The organism is Stenotrophomonas sp. CCNWLW162, assembly GCF_037203745.1.
Taxonomy (GTDB): domain Bacteria; phylum Pseudomonadota; class Gammaproteobacteria; order Xanthomonadales; family Xanthomonadaceae; genus Stenotrophomonas; species Stenotrophomonas maltophilia_AQ.
In genome coordinates this window covers 737,955-756,259 of the sequence record NZ_JBBCBL010000001.1, presented here as the reverse complement: position 1 = coordinate 756,259, position 18,305 = coordinate 737,955, and the positions used below count along the sequence as shown (strand labels likewise).

Below are 18,305 nucleotides of genomic sequence, written 5' to 3'. Positions count from 1 at the left end.
CGCGCCTGCGCGCGGGCAGGTGCCTGACCGGATACACCATGACTGCTTTCGATAAACACCAGGTTTCCCGCTTCCGCTTCGTCCGCTGCGAATTCGCCGCGGACACTGGCGTGGCCAAGCTGGTCTACGCCTTCGACGACGGCCCGGAAATGGTGGAAACCATCACCGTTCCCGGCGCGCCGTTCGTACTGGACCAGGCGCGTGCCGCCGCCGTGCAGCGAGCGCTGCAGCTGCTGCACCTGATTGCCGGTGTCAGCTACTACAAGGCGGGCGTGCCGGAGACGGTCAGCATCGACAGCTACAACATTGATGCCGAAACCGCTGCGCTGGTGGAGACGGTCTACCTCAATGGCCTGGGCGAATTTGCCTACCGCAACGGCCTGAACCTGCGCGGGCGCTTCCGCCTGCCGGTACAGGGCGAAGCGGTGCAGGCACCGGTGCTGGGCCTGCAGCCGCACGCGCTGGTGGCAATTGGCGGCGGCAAGGATTCGCTGGTCAGCATCGAAGCGCTGCGCCGTGCCGGCGTGGACGAGACGGTGACCTGGATCGGTGGCTCGCAGCTGATCCGCGCCTGTGCCGAGCGCACTGGCCTGCCGACGCTAAACCTGGGCCGCGCGCTGGCGCCGGAACTGTTCGAGCTCAACCGCCAGGGCGCCTGGAACGGGCATATCCCGGTTACCGCGGTGAACTCGGCGATCATGGTGCTGGCCGCGCTGCTGCAGGGCGTGGACCAGGTGGTGTTCTCCAACGAACGTTCGGCCAGCTACGGCAGCCAGATTCCGGGCACCGGTGAAGTCAACCATCAGTGGTCCAAGGGCTGGGCGTTCGAGCAGGCGTTCGGCAGCCATGTGCAGAAGCAGCTGGCCGCCGATCTGCAGTACTACTCGCTGCTGCGGCCGATGTCCGAGTTGGCGGTTGCGCGCCAGTTCGCCAAGACCGATTTCTACGACGCGCACTTCTCCAGCTGCAACCGCAACTTCCACATCCTCGGCGAGCGCCCGGTGAACCGCTGGTGCGGTGTCTGCCCGAAGTGCCACTTCGTGTTCCTGGCACTGGCCCCGTTCATGCCCAAGACGCGCCTGGTACGCATCTTCGGCCGCAACCTGCTGGATGACATCGAGCAGGCTGGCGGCTTCGACGCACTGCTGGAATTCCAGGACCACAAGCCGTTCGAGTGCGTGGGCGAAGGCCGCGAGTCGCGCGCAGCGATGGCAACCCTGGCGCAGCGCGCCGAGTGGAAGGAAGACGTGCTGGTGAAGCGCTTCTGCAATGAGATCCAGCCGCAGTTGGATGCCGCCGAACTGGAACTGGCACCGCTGTTGCAGCTGCAGGGCGAACACCGTATTCCGGCTGCGCTGTGGGAACGGGTACGTGAAGATTTCGAAGCTTGAAGGAAAGCGCGTTGCGCTGTGGGGCTGGGGCCGCGAGGGCCGCGCCGCGTTTGCGGTGCTGCGTTCGCGCCTGCCCGGGCTTGGCCTGAGCCTGTTCTGTCCAGCTGCCGAAGTCGAGGCAGCGCGTGCGGAAACACACGGTGCGCTGGACGTCCGTGGTGAGCCGTCGGCCGAGGCGCTGGCTGCCTTCGATGTGGTGATCAAGTCGCCGGGCATCAGCCCTTACCAGCAAATCGCGCTGGCCGCCGCCGCGCAGGGCACCACTTTCATCGGTGGCACTGCTCTGTGGTTTGCCGAGCATGCGGGTGCTGATGGCATCGTGCACGACACCGTGTGCGTGACCGGTACCAAGGGCAAGAGCACCACCACCGCGCTGGTCGCGCACCTGCTGCGTGCCGCCGGCCACCGCACCGGCCTGGTCGGCAACATCGGCCTGCCGCTGCTGGAAGCGCTGGACCCGAAACCCGCGCCCGAGTACTGGGCGGTGGAACTGTCCAGTTACCAGACCGGCGAAGTGGCCCGCAGTGGCGCCCGCCCGCAGGTGGCGTTGGTGCTGAACCTGTTCCCGGAACACCTGGACTGGCACGGCAGCGAGCAGCGTTACATCGACGACAAGCTGCGGCTGGTGACTGAAGCCGCACCGCGCATCGCCGTGCTCAACGCCGCCGATCCGCATCTGGCCGCGCTGTCTCTGCCTGACAGCGAAGTGGTCTGGTTCAACCAGCCGCAGGGTTGGCATATGCGCGGTGACATCGTGCATCGCGGTGAGCAGGCGGTGTTCGACACCCGCAACACGCCACTGCCGGGCCGCCACAACCGTGGCAACCTGTGCGCGGTACTGGCCGCTCTGGAAGCGCTGGGGCTGGATGCCGTGGCGCTGGCGCCGGCGGTGCAGGACTTCCGTCCGTTGCCGAATCGCCTGCAACGCATCGGCGTGGCCGATGGCCTGACCTACGTCAACGATTCAATCAGCACCACGCCGCATGCCAGCCTGGCAGCGCTGGAGTGCTTCGCCGGCCAGCGCATCGCGCTGCTGGTGGGCGGACATGATCGCGGCCTGGACTGGAGCGATTTCATGCAGCACATGGCCCACGACGTGCCGCCGGTGGAGATCGTGACCATGGGTAGCAACGGCCCGCGCATCCACGCGATGCTGCAGCCGCTGGCCGATGCCGGCCGCTTCGGCCTGCACGCGGCCGGTGACCTGCCCGAAGCGATGGCGCTGGCACGCGCGGCGCTGGGTACGCAGGGCGGGGTGGTGCTGCTGTCGCCGGGCGCGCCGAGCTTTGGTGCCTACCGCGATTACGTGGCTCGTGGTCGCCATTTCGCCGAGCTGGCCGGCTTCGACCCGGACAGCAACAGCGCGATTCCGGGGTTGGGCATCGTTTGAGCCACCGGTCCGGGGTCGGATCCCTTTCCGCAGGAAAGGGCTCTGACCCCAGCGGGATCCTGTGCATCCCATCCACGCATGGCGTGGATCTACTGTAGAGCCGAGCCCACGCTCGGCTGGATTTCAGTCGTCCTGATCGATGAACGCGTAATCGCCATCAATCAACTGCTGCAGGTACGCATCGAAGCTCGGCGCGATGACTGCATAGCTGTCCGGATCGTGCAGGTAGCGCACCACCTGGCCGACGGTGCCGCCTGGTGCCGGGTCGAAATCCAGGTAGAGCATCGAGGTGCCGCCGTTGTTCATGCAGTGCGAGAAGCACAGGCGACGGTCCATCGGCAGATCGGGGTCGATGCCATCGCCGAGGATCTCCGGCTCGTCGTCCAGCCACTCTTCGTAGATCGAGCGGATGCTGTCGTCCCACTGCCGCTGGTCTTCGAAGACCTGCGCCACCGAACGCAGGTAGTACGGATAGCCACCTTCCTCCACGTCCGAGCCGAGCATCAGCACGCGGACCTCGCCGCCGGGGTACTCGCGGAAGTGCGTGCCATCCACGCGCGACAGCAACGCGACCAGACTGTCCGGAACCTGCGGCCACTGCGCACGCAGGCGCTGCAGGTCTTCGGCGTTGGCGCCCTGCACGTGGCCCCACTGCGGGGCATCGTCGGCAGGCAGGCGTGGAATCAGGCCAGACAGAAAGCGATCAACCAGGTTCATGCGAAAAAGGGGACGGAGGGGATTAAGTCGTATCCAACCACACCTGCGTCACGTCGCCAATGCAGAATGCGACGCGGGAGGGGCAAATACGGCTTGATCCCCTCCGTCCCCTTTTTCTTGCGGAGCAGGCGCATGAATCGTTGGCGATGCGGTGTAGCGGTGATGCTGGGGCTGGCGGCGATGCCGGCGTGGGCGGCAATGAAGACGCAACCGGTGGAGTGGAAACACCAGGGCACGACCTTCAGTGGCGTGCTGGTCTATGACGACGGCGACAACGACAAGCGTCCCGGTCTGGTGATGGTGCCGAACTGGAAGGGCGTGAACGAATCGGCGGTCGAGAAGGCCAAACAGCTGGCTGGCGATGACTACGTGGTGCTGGTGGCCGATGTGTACGGCAAGGGCGTGCGGCCGAAGACCGATGCCGAGGCCGGGCCGGTGGCGACCAAGCTGCGCAATGACCGGTCGCTGCTGCGCGCACGCGCGCTGGAGGCGGTGAACGTGCTCAAGGCCCAGGCCGGCAAGACGCCGCTCGATGCGAGCCGGATCGGCGCGGTGGGCTTCTGTTTCGGCGGCACCACGGTGCTGGAGCTGGCCCGTGCCGGTGCGCCGCTGGCCGGTGTGGTCAGCCTGCACGGCGGGCTGGGTTCGCCGCTGCCGGCGCAGGCCGGTGGCACGCACCCATCGGTGCTGGTGCTCAATGGCGCCGATGACAAGAGCGTGAGCGCCGAGGACATCGCCGGTTTCCAGAAGGAAATGAACGCGGCCAAGGTCGACTGGGAATTCACCAACTACAGCGGGGCAGTGCACTGCTTCGCCGAGCGCGATGCCAACAGCCCGCCGGGCTGCCAGTACAACGAACGGGCGGCCAAGCGCGCGTGGAAGGCGCTGGATGAGTTCTTCGAGGAGCGCTTCGAGAAACGCTGAAGAGATATGCCGACCAACGGTCGGCACCTACCGATGTTTCAGTGCCGACCAACGGTCGGCACCTACCGGTCATTGTGGGTGCCGACCGTTGCTCGGCACACCTCCGCTGGTCAATGCGAACGCTGCACCGCGTAGCGGGCCAGGCCGCGCAGGGCGGCCACGGCATCGTTGTCGCCCAGGCCATCGAGCGCGCGCTCGGCGGCTTCGGCATACTCCTCGGCACGCGCACGGCTGTACTCGAGTCCGCCGGTGGCGCGGATCGCGGCCAGCACTTCCGGCATCGCCGAGGCGTCGCCGTCCTGCACGATGGTGCGCAGGCGCTCGCGGGTGGCGTCGTCGGAGTGGGCCATCGCGTGGATCAGCGGCAGCGTCGCCTTGCCCTCGGCGAGGTCGTCGCCCAGGTTCTTGCCCAGCTCCTCGGCATTGGCCGAGTAGTCCAGCACGTCGTCGGCGATCTGGAACGCGTAGCCCAGGTGCATGCCGTAGTCGAACAGGGCCTGCTGGGTGGCTTCGTCCACGCCGCTGGCCAGCGCGCCCAGGCGGGTACCGGCAGCGAACAGGACCGCGGTCTTGCGCTCGATCACGCGCAGGTAGGCCGCTTCGTCGGTATCCGGGTTGTGCACGTGCAGCAGCTGCAGCACTTCACCCTCGGCGATGCGGTTGGTGGCATCGGCCAGGATCTGCATCACCGACATGCGCTCCAGCTCGACCATCAGCTGGAAGCTGCGCGAGTACAGGAAGTCGCCGACCAGCACACTGGGTGCGTTGCCCCACAGCGCGTTGGCGGTGCTGCGGCCGCGGCGCAGGCTGGATTCGTCCACCACGTCGTCGTGCAGCAGGGTGGAGGTGTGGATGAACTCGATGATCGCCGCCAGCTGGTGGTGATCCGGGCCGGCCTGGCCGACCGCATGGCCGGCCAGCATCACCAGCATCGGGCGCAGGCGCTTGCCGCCGGCGGAAATGATGTGATCGGCGATCTGGTTGATCAGCACGACGTCCGAGGACAGCCGGCGCCGGATCAGGGCGTCGACGGCGGCCATGTCGGCCGCGGCAAGCGACTGGATCTGGGGCAGGCCCAGGGCGGGACGGGTGTCTTCGGTGATGGTCATGCGATCAGGCTTTCAGGCTCATCGCTGATTATAGGCGTTGCCTGTGAATTCGGGCGCAAACCGGGCTGGCCGACGTCCTTGGCCCGGCCACGGCTGCCGCCCGCGTGAATACGTATGCAGGTTGCGCCAAGCCCGGGGACCCACCGCTAAGCTTGCGGCATCAGGATTTCGGCCCGCTCCCGGCGGGTCCCGCATGCCCGGAGGGGGGCTGTCGATGTCGCACTATCCATGGTGGCGCGGAGCCGTCATCTACCAGATCTATCCGCGCAGTTTCCTCGACGCCAACGGCGACGGGGTAGGCGACCTGCCCGGCATCATCCAGCGCCTGGACCACATCGCCGCGCTGGGTGTGGACGCGATCTGGATCTCGCCGTTCTTCAAATCGCCGATGGCCGACTTCGGCTATGACATCGCCGATTACCGCGACGTCGACCCGCTGTTCGGCAGCCTGGAGGACTTCGACCGCCTGCTGGCCAAGGCCCACGGGTTGGGCCTGAAGGTGATGATCGACCAGGTGCTGAGCCACACCTCGATCGAGCATGCCTGGTTCCGCGAGAGCCGCCAGGACCGCACCAACCCGAAGGCGGACTGGTACGTCTGGGCCGATCCGCGCGAGGACGGTACCCCACCCAACAACTGGCTGTCGCTGTTCGGCGGCGGCGCCTGGCAGTGGGAGCCGCGCCGCGAGCAGTACTACCTGCACAACTTCCTGGTCGACCAGCCGGACCTGAACTTCCATCACCCGGACGTGCAGCAGGCGACCCTGGACAACGTGCGCTTCTGGCTGGACCGTGGCGTGGATGGCTTCCGCCTGGACGCGATCAACTTCTGCTTCCACGATGCGCAGCTGCGCGACAACCCGGCCAAGCCGGCCGAAAAGCGGGTAGGGCGCGGCTTCAGCGCGGACAATCCGTACGCCTACCAGTACCACTACTACAACAACACCCAGCCGGAAAACCTGCCGTTCCTGGAGCAGCTGCGCGCGCTGCTGGACGAGTACCCGGGCGCGGTGAGCCTGGGCGAGATCTCCTCGGAGGACTCGCTGGCGACCACGGCCGAGTACACTCGCGATGGCCGCCTGCACATGGGCTACAGCTTCGAGCTGCTGGTGGACGATTACAGCGCGGCCTACATCCGCGACACGGTCTCGCGGCTGGAAGCGGCAATGACCGAAGGCTGGCCGTGCTGGGCGGTTTCGAATCACGACGTGGAGCGGGCGGTCAGCCGCTGGGGCGGCCACCCGGCCGATCCCCGCCTGGCGCGGATGCTGGTGGCGATGCTGTGCTCGCTGCGCGGTTCGGTCTGTCTGTACCAGGGCGAGGAACTGGGCCTGGCCGAGGCCGAGGTGCCGTTCGAGGCCCTGCAGGACCCGTATGGCATCACCTTCTGGCCGAACTTCAAGGGCCGTGATGGCTGCCGCACCCCGCTGCCGTGGACCGATGCGCCGCTGGCGGGTTTCACCACGGGCCAGCCGTGGCTGCCGATCCCGGCCGAGCACCGGGCGACGGCGGTGGCCGTGCAGGAGCGGGATCCGCACTCGGTGCTGGCCGCGTTCCGGGCATTCCTGGGCTGGCGGCATACCCAGCCTGCGCTACTGCATGGCAGCATCCGATTCATCGAAAGCGCCGAGCCAGTGCTGCTGTTCGAGCGTATGCTTGCAGATGAAACCCTCCTGCTGGCGTTCAACCTGTCGGCCGAGGCGGTGAGCCATCCGCTGCCGCCGGGCAACTGGCAGCAGGTGGCGGTACCGGGCCCGGATGCGGGCACGGTGCAGGGCAATGAACTCCAGCTGCCGCCGCGCGCGGTGTATTGCGCCCGACGCAGCTGACCGTTTTCTCCGGTGGCGGTACTTGCGGGGACGGGGCCGAAGCGCCCCGTCCCTTTTTTGTGGGCGGGATTCCGGCGAAACGCATCCACGCATGGCGTGGATCTACTGCCGGCATTCGCGCAAAAGAAAACCCGCTGCCTGCGCAGCGGGTTTCCGATGGGTCGTTGCCGGCCAGCGGCCGGCACTACCCGGTCGTGGTCAGAACTTGTAGTTCACGCCCAGCATGTAGGTGCGGCCCCATTCGATGTATTCCAGCGGGCGGTCCTTGCTGCCGGCGTAGGTGCGGTACGGCTCGTTGGTCAGGTTGCTTCCCTGCAGCAGCAGGGTCAGGCCGCGCAGGGTGCTGCTGTCGCTGAAGGTGTAGCTGACCTGGGCATCGGTCACGTTCTCGCCCACCACGTAGCGCAGGGTGCGGTTACCGTTGAAGTTGCCGATCTCGCCGATGAAGTCCGAACGGCGGCGCTGGCTCACGCGTGCTTCAAAGCCACTACGCTCGTAGTAGGCAGTGAAGTTGTACACGCGCTTGGACAGGCCGGGCAGGCTGATCGGGTCGGTGCCCACGCTGGACGCGCTTTCCGGATCCAGGATCTGGATGTCGCTCTTGTTGAAGGTCGCGCTGGCCTGCACGCCGAAGCCACGCAGGCTGTCGGTCAGCATTTCCAGCGGGAACGACGCGGTCAGCTCCAGGCCCTTCAGGGTGCCGCCCTTGCCGTTCACCGGGGTCGAGAAGGTGCCGGTCGGCAGCACCGGCACCACCATGCCCGGCGGCGGCACATAGTTGCCCAGCAGGCCGGTGAAGTCGTAGTTGTCCACCGACTGGGTGTAGACGTAGCTCTTCAGGTCCTTGTAGAAGATCGCGGCGGCCACGTAGGCCTTCTCGCCGAAGTACTTCTCGTAGGACAGGTCCAGCGCGGTGGCACGCCACGGATCCAGCAGGGGGTTGCCGCCACTGCCGCCAGGGCGGCCGGTACCGGTATCCACGCCGAACTCCAGGCCCGCGCGCATCTGGTCCACGCGCGGGCGCGCGACCTGCTTGGCTGCAGCAAAACGCAGGGTCTGCTCATGCGGGAACATGAAGGCCAGGTTCAAGCTGGGCAGCCAGTCGTTGTACTTGCGGCCGTCCGAGTAGGGCTGGATGTTGTTGCCGGCCGCCTGCGAGCTGTCCCAATAGCGCGAGTCCGAGCTCTGGTCGGTGTGCTGCATCTGCACGCCGATATTGCCGCGTACGCCCACCACACCGATATCGGTGTTGATGTTCAGGCGCGCCCAGGCGGTGGTGATCTTTTCCTGCACCGTCCACGACTTGGGAATCAGGTAGTCCAGGTTGTCGACCGGATTGAAGGTCATGTAGCGACCGACCGCGCCAGGCACGTTCCAGGCCGGGATGGTGCCCAGGCCGGCGAAGCCGAGGTTGACCGGGCGGTACTGCAGATCCGATGCGATGTTGGCATCGCCCTGCGCGCCGAGCAGGATGTTGCCTTCGGACTGGGTCTTCACCTTGCGGCGGTCGGCATAGTTCACGCCGATATCCAGATCCGGTGCCCACGACGCCATTGCTTCGGGCAGGGCGATGGTCGCGGCCAGCTTGCCGCCCTTCAGGCGGTCTTCCACCTTCGGCACCTTGCCGTAACCAGAACCGTAGATGGTGTTGGTCAGGAACAGCGCGTCCGGGTTGGAGTAGTTCAGGCCCGGGCTGATCTGCGAGAAGCCATCCTGGCGGAACTGCACACCGACCGTATCCAGCTGCGGCATCGGGGTCAGCTGCAGGTTGTTTTCCAGGTTCAGTTCGTCGCGGGTGGCCTTGGAATAGTTCAGGTCGGCGACCAGCTTGACGCTGCCGAAGGTGAACTCGTTGTTCCAGCCGAACGCATCGATCTTGTCCTTGCGCTTGTTGTACATGCCGCGCACCAGCGGGTACACGCCACTGGCGGTGCCACCGGTGAAGGTGCCATTGGCATTGACCTGCGGGTTGCTGACCAGCAGGCCCGGGGTGTAGTTGCCGTTGTAGTTGCTGAGGTTGAGCTCGAACTGGTTGGCGGTGTCGATCTGCTCTGCTTCGGTATGGAACGCATCGAAGGTGCTGGTCCAGCTGTTGTTCGGCCGGAACTGGATCGTGGCCATCACACCGTCGCGCTTGTTGTTACCGGTGCGGCGCAGTGCCTTGATGCCATCGGTGAAGTAGGTGCCAGCGGCAACGCCGGGGCGGTTGCCGTTGGTGGTGTGCTCGGTGGTCCACGGCTCGTACAGGCCCACCTGGTTTTCCTGGATCGGCATGTCGCTGTGCGCGTAGCCGATGGCAATGCCGAGGGTCTTGTCCAGGAACTGGTCGATGTAGCTGGCGCTGAAGCGGTTGCCGTACGGGTCGGTGTCGGCGGCGCGGCCCAATGAACTCTTCTGGTAGCGGCCGCTGACGGCGATGACGCGGTCGGGGAAGCTGAGCGGACGTGCGGTCTGCATGTCGATGGTGCCCGACAGGCCCTGGCCGACCAGCGCCGCGTCGGGGGTCTTGTAGACGGTCACGCCGTTGACCAGCTCGGATGGGTACTGGTCGAACTCGACACCGCGGTTGTCGCCGGTGCTGACCACTTCGCGACCATTGAGCAGCGTGGTGGCGAAGTCGGGTGACAGGCCACGCACGCTGATCACCTGCGCACGGCCGGCAACGCGCTGGGCGGCCAGGCCTGGCAGGCGCGAGATCGATTCGGCGATGCTGACGTCGGGCAGTTTGCCGATGTCTTCGGCGGAGATCGCTTCGACCACCGAGGTGGCGTCCTGCTTGATCGCGATCGCGTTCTCGATGCCGCGGCGGATGCCGGTGACCTGCACCGTATCCAGGTTGGTGGCGGCGGTGGCGGCGGTGGCGGCCGGCGTGGTGGTGTTCTGCGTGGACTGTGCCGACGCCAGCGTCGGCGCCAGGACAACGGCCAGCGCGATGCTCAGCGCGCTGCGCTTGTGGTTCAACATTTTCCCCTCCCAGGCAATGTTGCAGATCGATTCGTGAACGTCCCGGAGTGACCGTGGACGTGCGACGCGGTGGCCGCTGTCGTCGCCGCTATGGTAGGCAGCGCATTCTTCGCGGGAATCACCCTGCATACGTATTCAATGGCGTTTGCAGGGTTGTAATCGCTTTCAGGTCCTGTTTGCGGTAGTGCCGGCCGCTGGCCGGCACTAGCGTTCCATTCAGAGCGGCGTGAACCGGATCGCCTGGCCACCGCCCGGCGCCAGCACCAGGGTCAGTGCATCGGCGCTGGTCACCTCGCGTGTTTCGCGCTTGAACGCGAACGGATTGCTGCGGAAATCAGCGCCGTCGCCATCGCGGTAGATTTCGGCGCGGTAGCGCACGCCCGGTTCCAGGAAACCCAGCGATACCGGCAGCACGCGGCCGTGTTCATCGGTGATGCTGCCGAGGAACCAGTCACGGCTGTTGCGGTCGCGGCGCACGATCGTCACGTAGTCGCCCACTTCGCCATTGAGCACGCGGCTCTGCTCCCAGTCCACTGCCACGTCCTCGATGAAGCGGAACGCCTCGCGGTGCTGCAGGTAGTGATCGGGCAGGTCGGCGGCCATCTGGATCGGGCTGTACAGCACCACGTACAGCGCCAGCTGGCGGGCCAACGTACTGGGAATGGCCTGGCCGTGGCGGCCCTTCAGGCTGAGGATGCCGGGGGTGTAGTCCATCGGCCCGGCCAGCATACGGGTGAACACCAGGTTGACCTCGTGTTCCGGCGGATTCGGTGGCTGGCCCCAGGCGTTGTACTCCATGCCGCGCGCGCCTTCGCGCGAGATCCAGTTCGGGTAGGTGCGACGCAGGCCGGTGTCCTTGATCGGCTCGTGCGGGTTCACCGACAGGTGCCGCTGTGCGGCTTCCTGCACCACCTTCAGATGGTGGCGGGCCATGAACTGGCCGTCGTGCCACTCGCGCCACAGCGGGCCGCCGGACGGATTGCGGCGGTCGATCTGGCCGTCATCGCAGACGTAGCCGGTCTTGAACTGGTCAATGCCCAGCCGCGCATACAGGTCCAGCGCGGCGCCCAGCTGGTCCTCGTAGTGCTCGATGGCGCAGCCGGTTTCGTGGTGGCCGATCAGGTGCACGCCCTTCTTCAGGCCGTAGGCGGACAGCGCCTCGATATCGAAATCGGGCGTGGCGCGGGTGAAGTCGAAGTCGTAGCCGTTGCCCACCCACATACCGTCCCAGCCGGGATTCCAGCCTTCCACCAGCACGCCGCGGAAGCCGTGTGCGGCGGCGAAGTCGATCACCTTCTTCGTCTTGGCGGTGGTGGCGGCATGCTTCGGGCCGGTCGCCCAGCTCTCGTTGTCCAGGTGCATCGACCACCACACGCCCAGGTACTTGGCCGGCTTCACCCAGCTCACGTCGCCCAGCGCATTGGGCTCATTGAGGTTGAGGATCAGGTCCGACTCGACCAGGCCACCTGCACGGTCGGCGATCTGCAGGGTGCGCCACGGCGTGGCGAAGGGCAGGGCGCGGCGCACCTTCCAGCCTTCGGCCGAGGGCGACAGCTGGGCGCGCAGGCGCTGGCCCTCGGTGCGGCGCAGCCACATGCCCGCGTAGTCGACCAGTGCCGCCTCATGGATGGCCACGTGCAGGCCGTCGTGGCTGCGCAGGGTCATCGGCGTGTGCACGAGCGGCACTTCGCGCAGCGGGGTGCGCTGGTACAGGTATTCATAGTGGATCGGTTCCCCGGCAGGGATCCACCACGCGGTGGAATCCTGTGCGATGGCGAACTCGGTCAGCTCGTCATCGATGGTCGCCTCGCGCAGGTTCGGCTGCTCAGGGAATATGTAGCGGAAGCCGAGGCCATCGTCGTACACGCGGAACACCACATCCAGCCGGCGCTTGCTGCCGGTGCTTTCGGCCAGGTGCACGGTCAGTTCGTTGAAGTGGTTGCGAGTGAGCCGGCGCTCGCCCCAGGGCTGTTCCCAGCTGTCATCGACACTGCGCCGTTCCTGCGCCAGCAGGCTGAAGTCGCGGTCGAGGCGACCATCGCGCAGTTCAAAACCCAGCTTCGAATCGGCCACCACGGTCTGGCCGAGGCGCTCGACGCGGTAGCGCGCGGTACCGCCGTCCAGCACCAGGCTGACCTTCAGCACCTTGTCCGGTGATTCGACGCTGGCGATCTGCGGTGCCGCCGCTTGTGCCAGCGCGGCCCATCCCAGCAGGGCCAGGCCGAAAGCGTGCGCGAACACTGCGCGTACCGTTGTGGGTGACGTCGGCATTTCCCCTCCCAAGGCGCCGTTGGCAGACCGGGACCATAAGCCAGCACGGCAGGCCCGCTACCGCGCAACGCCATGAATACGTATGCAGCTGGACGCAGCCGACAGCCCCGCGTCTACCATGGGGCCAAGGCACCTTGAGGGAGGGGCCGCGCCCGCACGCCGGCAACGGCAGTGCGGACCCACAACGGTGCAGAGAGGGAGGGAGGTCGACGGGCGCAAGCCGGTCTGCCGCTTCGATGCTGAAGATCATTTGCCTGACCGCTGCCCTGGGGGCAGCGCTGGGGACGACCGCGCACGCGGCCGACCTGACATTCGACGGCCGCCAGGCGCGCGCCGAAGCCGCTGCCAACGGCAGCTTCGTGCTGCACGCGCCCAAGAGTGAGGTGCGCATTGCGCCCATGCCGATGCGCAGCCAGACCGGCAGCGTGATGTTCGATGCGTTGTTCGCGCTGGCCCAGCAGGAGATGGACCAGGACCGCGTGGATGCGATCCGCGATCCTGCATTCGATGAGGGCAGGCCGGTGCCGTGCGAGTGCTTCCAGACTGGTGCGCGCTGGCCCTATGTGTGGACCCGTGATGTCAGCTTCGCCGCAGATCTGGCGCTGGCGCGGCTGGACCCGCAGCGCACGCGGCAGTCGCTGCAGTTCAAGCTGTCGGCGGCGCGCGATGGGCACACGCCCGGCCTGTTCGTCGCGCAGGACACCGGTTCCGGCGGCAGCTGGCCGATCAGCAGCGACCGCGTGGTGTGGTTCCTGGCGGCGCGCCACCTGCTGGATGATCGCGCGTTTGCCGACCAGGTCTGGCAAGCGCTGCAGGGTACGCTGGCGCAGGACCGCGCGATGGTGTTCGACGCGCAGATGGGCCTGTATCGCGGCGAGACCTCGTTCCTGGACTGGCGTGAGCAGACCTATCCGGACTGGACCCGCGAGGACGTGCGCTTCATCGGCGACTCCTATGCGCTGTCCACCAACGTGCTGCACTACCAGGCGCTGCGCCTGGCCGAACGCTTGGCCGGCCAGCATGGCGATGGCCGAGCGGCCGACTACAAGGCGTGGGCCGATGCGCTGGCGCAGCAGATCGATGCGCGCTTCTGGCGCGAGGACATGGGCCAGTACATGAGCTACATCGGTGAAGCCGCGCACCCGGTGCCCTATGCCAAGGTTGATCTGCTCGGCCTGTCGCTGGGCATCCTCGCCGAGGTGTTGCCGGGCGAGCGTGCGCGCCGTGCGCTGGCGGCCTACCCGGTGGGGCCGGCCGGCAGCCCGGTTGTCTGGCCGCAGGAGGCGCCGCAGCCGATCTACCACAATCGCGCGATCTGGCCGTTCGTCAGCGCGTACTCTCTGCGTGCGGCGCGGCAACTGGATGATGCACCACGCATCGCCGCCGAGATCCGCTCGTTGATGCAGGGCGCAGCGCTCGCCGGTTCCAACATGGAGAACTACGAGCTGGTCAGCCAGGCCGTGCATGTCGAGGAAGGTGGGCTGAGCGGCCCGGTGGTCAACTCCGAACGCCAGCTGTGGTCGGTGGCCGGCTATCTGTCGATGGTGCTCGAAGGTGTGTTTGGCGTGCAGGACGATGGCCACGTGCGGCCCAAGCTGCCGGCCGTGCTGGTGCCGGAGCTGTTCGGCACGCAGCGTCGCATCAGCCTGGACGCCGGTGGCAAGCACTACGTGCTGGAGCGCCCGCAGCAGCTGGGTGATGGCCTGCTGGTGGCGGGCAGGACGCTGACCCAAGGCAACACGACCACGGTGCAGCTGATGGCTGCCCCGTCCGCGACCGGCTTCGGTGGCACAACCGCCGACGCCAATGCGCGTGCGCCGGTAACGCCAACCACTCCGCAGGCCATACGCAATGGCGCTGGCTGGAGCGTGCCGGTCACGACTGGGCAGGTTCTGTGGAAGGACGGCAGGGTCGTCGCTGCCAGCAATGGCCAGGTGCACATCAGCGACGATGGCCTGCAGCACTGCTTCAGCCTGACCCGGCGCGAGGGTGCATTGGAATCACTGCACAGCCCGATGCTCTGCGTCGGTCCGCAGCAGGTGCTGAAGGGCGAGGAACGCTGGCAGTTCACCGCGGCCCAGGCCGGGCAGGTGCGCCTGCGCCTGCAGTACCGCAACGCGAACGGGCCGATCAACACCGGCGTGACCGCAGCGGTGAAGCAGTTGGTGCTGCAGTGCCCGGGCCAGCCGCTGCAGCGGCATACGGTCACCCTGCCGCACAGCGTAGCGGTGCAGGATTCGACCTCGGCAACGTTCGCGGTGCCCAAGGGGCGGTGCACGGTCACGCTTGAAGAGGGCTTCAACATGAGCGCGCTGCAGCACTTCGCGCACTACACCGGCGGCAAGGGCGGGCGTGATGGTGTGCTCAACCAGGCCCAGGTGCAGGCGCTGAAGGTGGCGCCGGTGGCGATGGAAGAGGGCGCACGATGAGTCGTCCCGCCAAACCGCAGCTGTCGTTCTGGCAGATCTGGAACATGTGTTTCGGTTTCCTCGGCATCCAGTTTGGCTTCGCCCTGCAGAACGCCAATGCCAGCCGCATCTTCGAGACCCTGGGCGCGGACATGGACGCGGTGCCGGGGCTGTGGATCGCTGCGCCGTTGACCGGCCTGCTGGTGCAGCCGGTGATCGGCTACCTGTCCGACCGCACCTGGACGCGCTGGGGCCGCCGCCGTCCGTTCTTCATGATCGGTGCGGTGCTGACCACACTGGCCCTGCTGGTGATGCCGAACTCGCCAACGCTGTGGATTGCCGCTGGCACGCTGTGGGTGCTGGACGCCTCCATCAATGTGTCGATGGAACCGTTCCGCGCCTTCGTCGGTGACCAGCTGGCGCCGCGCCAGCGTCCGGTCGGCTACGCGATGCAGAGCTTCTTCATCGGTATCGGTGCCATCGTCGCCAGCTTCCTGCCGTTCATCCTCGCCCACTTCGGCGTGGCCAACACCGCAGCTGCCGGCGAAGTGCCCGATACCGTGCGCTATGCGTTCTACTTCGGTGCGGTGGTGCTGCTGGCGGCGATCACCTGGACGGTGGTCAGCACCCGCGAGTACTCACCAACGGAGCTGGCTGGCTTCGACGATGCCGAGCCGCCGGCGCACCACGCAGGGACTGCCATCAGTGGCCCGGCGCCGTGGACGCAGGTGGCGCTGTGGCTGGGGCTCGGCGTGTTGCTGGCGCTGCTGATCGCCTGGCGGCAGGGCGACAAGATGCTGTACGTGCTGGCGGGCTTGTGTGCGGGTTACGGCGTGCTGCTTGCGCTCGCCCGTGCGCTGCCGGGCACACACATGCTGGCCGTCATCGTCGGCGACCTGCGCGCGATGCCGGTCACCATGCGCCGCCTGGCGTGGGTGCAGTTCTTCTCGTGGTTCGCGTTGTTCGCGATGTGGATCTACACCACCGCCGCGGTGGCCGGTACCCACTTCGGTTCGACCGATCCTCAGTCGGCAGCCTATAACGAGGGGGCCAACTGGGTGGGGGTGCTCTTCGGCGCCTACAACGGCTTCGCAGCGCTGGCCGCGGTGCTGATCCCGCCGATGGTGCGTGCGATCGGCCTGCGTTGGAGCCACCTGGTCAACCTGTGGCTGGGCGGCGCCGGCCTGGTCTCGCTGATGTTCATCCGCGACCCACACTGGTTGCTGCTGTCGATGGTCGGCGTCGGCTTCGCCTGGGCCTCCATTCTTTCGCTGCCGTATGCACTGCTGTCCGACAGCGTGCCGGCATCGAAGATGGGCGTGTACATGGGTATCTTCAATTTCTTCATCGTGATCCCGCAGCTGGTCGCGGCCAGTGCGCTCGGCTTCGCCCTGCGCGCCTGGTTGGGCGGCCAGCCGATGCATGTGCTGGTGCTGGGCGGCTGCAGCCTGTTCGTCGCCGGCCTGTGCGTGCTGCGGGTTCCGTCCCGTCCGGAGGTGGTGTGATGCGTGGTGCGCTGTCTGTTGCTGTTTCCCTGGTGCTGCTGGCCGGCCATGCGGCGGCCGCGCCACGCCCGGACTACGTCGGCACCACCGAGCCGTTCGCCAGCGATGCGGTGTACTTCGTGGTCACCGACCGCTTCGTCAACGGCGACCCGTCCAACGATCATCGCGACCAGGGCGGCAAGCACCGCACCTTCGATATCCCGGTGCCGTGCCCGGACAAGGTGGACGGAAACATCGGCTACCTCGGCGGTGACTTCCGCGGCGTGCTGGACAATGCGCAGTACATCCGCAACCTCGGCTTCGGCGCTGTATGGATCACGCCCATCGTCGACAACCCGGACGAGGCGTTCACCGGCAGCAAGCCGATCAGCTGTACCAGCACGCTGACCGATCGTGGCAAGACCGGCTACCACGGCTACTGGGGCATCAACTTCTACACGCTGGACGAGCACCTGCCCAGCCGCGACCTGGACTTCGCCGGGTTGACCAAGGGCCTGCACGGCGCCGGCCTGAAGGTAGTGCTGGACATCGTCGGCAACCATGGTTCGCCGGCCTGGACCATGCCCAAGCGGCAGCCGCAGTTCGGCCAGATCTTCGCCAAGGACGGCACACTGATCGCCGATCACCAGAATCTGCCACCGCAGAAACTGGATCCGAAGCACAACCCGCTGCACGCGTTCTACAACAACATCGGTCCGGTCGACAGCAAGGACGGCTCGATCTTCGATGGCAACCTGGCTGAACTGTCCGACTTCAACCAGGACAATCCGGCGGTGATGGATTATCTGGTGGGCGCCTACCTGCAGTGGACTGCACAGGGGGTGGATGCGCTGCGCATCGATACCATCGGCTGGCTGCCGCATCCGTGGTGGCATGAGTTCGTCAACCGCATCCGCGCTGAACACCCGGGCATGTTCATGTTCGGCGAAGCGTTCGACTACAACGCGGCGAGCATCGCCGAACACACCTGGCCGTCCAATGCCAACGTAAGCGTGCTCGATTTCCCGTTGCGCGGCGCGCTGGAACAGACCTTCGGCACCGCAGGCAAGGGCTTTGAAACCCTGGCCGAGCCGCTGCACCTGACCGGCGGCCCGTACGCCAATCCGTACGAGCTGATGAGCTTCTACGACAACCACGACATGCCACGCCTACAGGCCAGCGACAGCGGCTTCATCGATGCGCACAACTGGCTGTTCACTGCGCGCGGCATTCCGGTGGTCTATTACGGCTCGGAGACCGGCTTCATGCGGGGCCGCGCCGAGCACGCTGGCAACCGTGCCTACTTCGGCCAGCCGCGCGTGGACGCCGCGCCGCAGAGCCCGATCTTCGCGCCGCTGCAGCGCATCGCCAAACTGCGCGAAGCCATCCCGGCCCTGCAGCGCGGCTTGCAGGTGAACGAACGCCTCAAGGGCGATGAGGCGGTGTTCTTCCGCGTGCTGCAGCATGGTGATGTAGCGCAGACCGCGCTGGTGCTGCTGAACAAAGGTGACCAGGCAAGGACCTTCACCGTGGCGCGTTTCGTCCAGAACGGCCACTGGCGCGACGCGCTGGAGGGCGGTTCATTGCGGGTGGACGGCTCGCTGAAGGCGGAAGTGCCGGCGCACGGGGTGAAGGTCTACGTGCTGGATGCCGCCGTGCAGCAGCCGGCGCTGCAGGCCGAGCTGGACAAGGCGATGGCCGACCAGCAGGCTCGGGACCTGCGGCTGGGGCGGTAGTGCCGGCCGCTGGCCGGCAACCCCGGATTCCTGGCACCTGCCTACCGCTCTGGTGGGTGCCAACCTTGGTTGGCACGCTTTTC

The 18,305-nt window shown here is 66.7% G+C and carries 11 protein-coding genes; 7 read left to right on the top strand and 4 right to left on the bottom strand.

Annotated features, from left to right (window positions below; genetic code table 11):
• Nucleotides 1–38 precede the first annotated feature (38 nt).
• Nucleotides 39–1,391 (top strand): UDP-N-acetyl-alpha-D-muramoyl-L-alanyl-L-glutamate epimerase, encoded by a 1,353-nt coding sequence (murL, locus tag V9K93_RS03520; RefSeq protein WP_046985686.1) that lies wholly within the window; start codon nucleotides 39–41, stop codon nucleotides 1,389–1,391.
• Nucleotides 1,372–2,781, top strand: coding sequence for a UDP-N-acetylmuramoyl-L-alanine--D-glutamate ligase (gene murD, locus V9K93_RS03515; RefSeq protein WP_337302093.1), 1,410 nt, complete (start codon nucleotides 1,372–1,374; stop codon nucleotides 2,779–2,781). Before murL ends, murD begins: the two co-directional genes overlap by 20 nt.
• A 123-nt stretch (nucleotides 2,782–2,904) precedes the next feature.
• Here the strand turns inward: murD and V9K93_RS03510 are convergent, their stop codons facing one another.
• Nucleotides 2,905–3,498, bottom strand: a complete 594-nt coding sequence (locus V9K93_RS03510) for an SMI1/KNR4 family protein (RefSeq protein WP_295377359.1) — start codon at nucleotides 3,496–3,498, stop codon at nucleotides 2,905–2,907.
• Nucleotides 3,499–3,630: 132 nt separating this feature from the next.
• Between V9K93_RS03510 and V9K93_RS03505 the strand changes: the two genes are divergently transcribed.
• Complete coding sequence (locus tag V9K93_RS03505) at nucleotides 3,631–4,422, top strand: dienelactone hydrolase family protein (RefSeq protein WP_337302092.1); 792 nt, start codon at nucleotides 3,631–3,633, stop codon at nucleotides 4,420–4,422.
• Nucleotides 4,423–4,532: 110 nt separating this feature from the next.
• Here the strand turns inward: V9K93_RS03505 and V9K93_RS03500 are convergent, their stop codons facing one another.
• On the bottom strand, nucleotides 4,533–5,531 hold the full coding sequence (locus tag V9K93_RS03500; protein ID WP_004147673.1) for a polyprenyl synthetase family protein: 999 nt from the start codon (nucleotides 5,529–5,531) through the stop codon (nucleotides 4,533–4,535).
• A gap of 214 nt (nucleotides 5,532–5,745) precedes the next feature.
• On the opposite strand from V9K93_RS03500, the gene V9K93_RS03495 reads away from it, so the two are divergent.
• Nucleotides 5,746–7,359 (top strand): alpha-glucosidase family protein, encoded by a 1,614-nt coding sequence (locus V9K93_RS03495; RefSeq protein ID WP_136638384.1) that lies wholly within the window; start codon nucleotides 5,746–5,748, stop codon nucleotides 7,357–7,359.
• 198 nt (nucleotides 7,360–7,557) lie between these two features.
• On the opposite strand, the gene V9K93_RS03490 is transcribed toward V9K93_RS03495, so the two are convergent.
• Together V9K93_RS03490 and V9K93_RS03485 are read right to left on the bottom strand one after the other, a co-directional pair.
• Nucleotides 7,558–10,323 carry a TonB-dependent receptor gene (locus tag V9K93_RS03490; protein ID WP_337302091.1) on the bottom strand — a complete coding sequence of 922 codons (2,766 nt, stop codon included), beginning with the start codon at nucleotides 10,321–10,323 and terminating at the stop codon, nucleotides 7,558–7,560.
• Nucleotides 10,324–10,539: 216 nt separating this feature from the next.
• Nucleotides 10,540–12,594, bottom strand: coding sequence for a glycoside hydrolase family 97 protein (locus V9K93_RS03485; RefSeq protein ID WP_337302090.1), 2,055 nt, complete (start codon nucleotides 12,592–12,594; stop codon nucleotides 10,540–10,542).
• Nucleotides 12,595–12,830: 236 nt separating this feature from the next.
• Here V9K93_RS03485 and V9K93_RS03480 point away from each other — a divergent pair, with 236 nt between their 5' ends.
• From V9K93_RS03480 to V9K93_RS03470, 3 genes are read left to right on the top strand one after another with little or no spacing between them, the layout of a single operon-like run.
• Nucleotides 12,831–15,023, top strand: coding sequence for a glucosidase family protein (locus tag V9K93_RS03480; RefSeq protein ID WP_337302089.1), 2,193 nt, complete (start codon nucleotides 12,831–12,833; stop codon nucleotides 15,021–15,023).
• A complete protein-coding gene (locus V9K93_RS03475; RefSeq protein WP_337302088.1) occupies nucleotides 15,020–16,507 on the top strand; it encodes an MFS transporter in 1,488 nt (495 codons plus the stop codon). Before V9K93_RS03480 ends, V9K93_RS03475 begins: the two co-directional genes overlap by 4 nt.
• Complete coding sequence (locus tag V9K93_RS03470; RefSeq protein WP_337302087.1) at nucleotides 16,507–18,222, top strand: alpha-amylase family glycosyl hydrolase; 1,716 nt, start codon at nucleotides 16,507–16,509, stop codon at nucleotides 18,220–18,222. Before V9K93_RS03475 ends, V9K93_RS03470 begins: the two co-directional genes overlap by 1 nt.
• Nucleotides 18,223–18,305 lie beyond the last annotated feature (83 nt).

Bases quoted from the DNA above. Each gene is read 5' to 3' on its own strand.
- V9K93_RS03500 (WP_004147673.1), bottom strand. From the start codon at position 5,531: ATGACCATCACCGAAGACACCCGTCCCGCCCTGGGCCTGCCCCAGATC.
- V9K93_RS03510 (WP_295377359.1), bottom strand. From the start codon at position 3,498: ATGAACCTGGTTGATCGCTTTCTGTCTGGCCTGATTCCACGCCTGCCT.
- V9K93_RS03505 (WP_337302092.1), top strand. From the start codon at position 3,631: ATGAATCGTTGGCGATGCGGTGTAGCGGTGATGCTGGGGCTGGCGGCG.
- V9K93_RS03480 (WP_337302089.1), top strand. From the start codon at position 12,831: ATGCTGAAGATCATTTGCCTGACCGCTGCCCTGGGGGCAGCGCTGGGG.
- V9K93_RS03485 (WP_337302090.1), bottom strand. From the start codon at position 12,594: ATGCCGACGTCACCCACAACGGTACGCGCAGTGTTCGCGCACGCTTTC.
- V9K93_RS03470 (WP_337302087.1), top strand. From the start codon at position 16,507: ATGCGTGGTGCGCTGTCTGTTGCTGTTTCCCTGGTGCTGCTGGCCGGC.
- murL (WP_046985686.1), top strand. From the start codon at position 39: ATGACTGCTTTCGATAAACACCAGGTTTCCCGCTTCCGCTTCGTCCGC.
- V9K93_RS03475 (WP_337302088.1), top strand. From the start codon at position 15,020: ATGAGTCGTCCCGCCAAACCGCAGCTGTCGTTCTGGCAGATCTGGAAC.
- V9K93_RS03495 (WP_136638384.1), top strand. From the start codon at position 5,746: ATGTCGCACTATCCATGGTGGCGCGGAGCCGTCATCTACCAGATCTAT.
- V9K93_RS03490 (WP_337302091.1), bottom strand. From the start codon at position 10,323: ATGTTGAACCACAAGCGCAGCGCGCTGAGCATCGCGCTGGCCGTTGTC.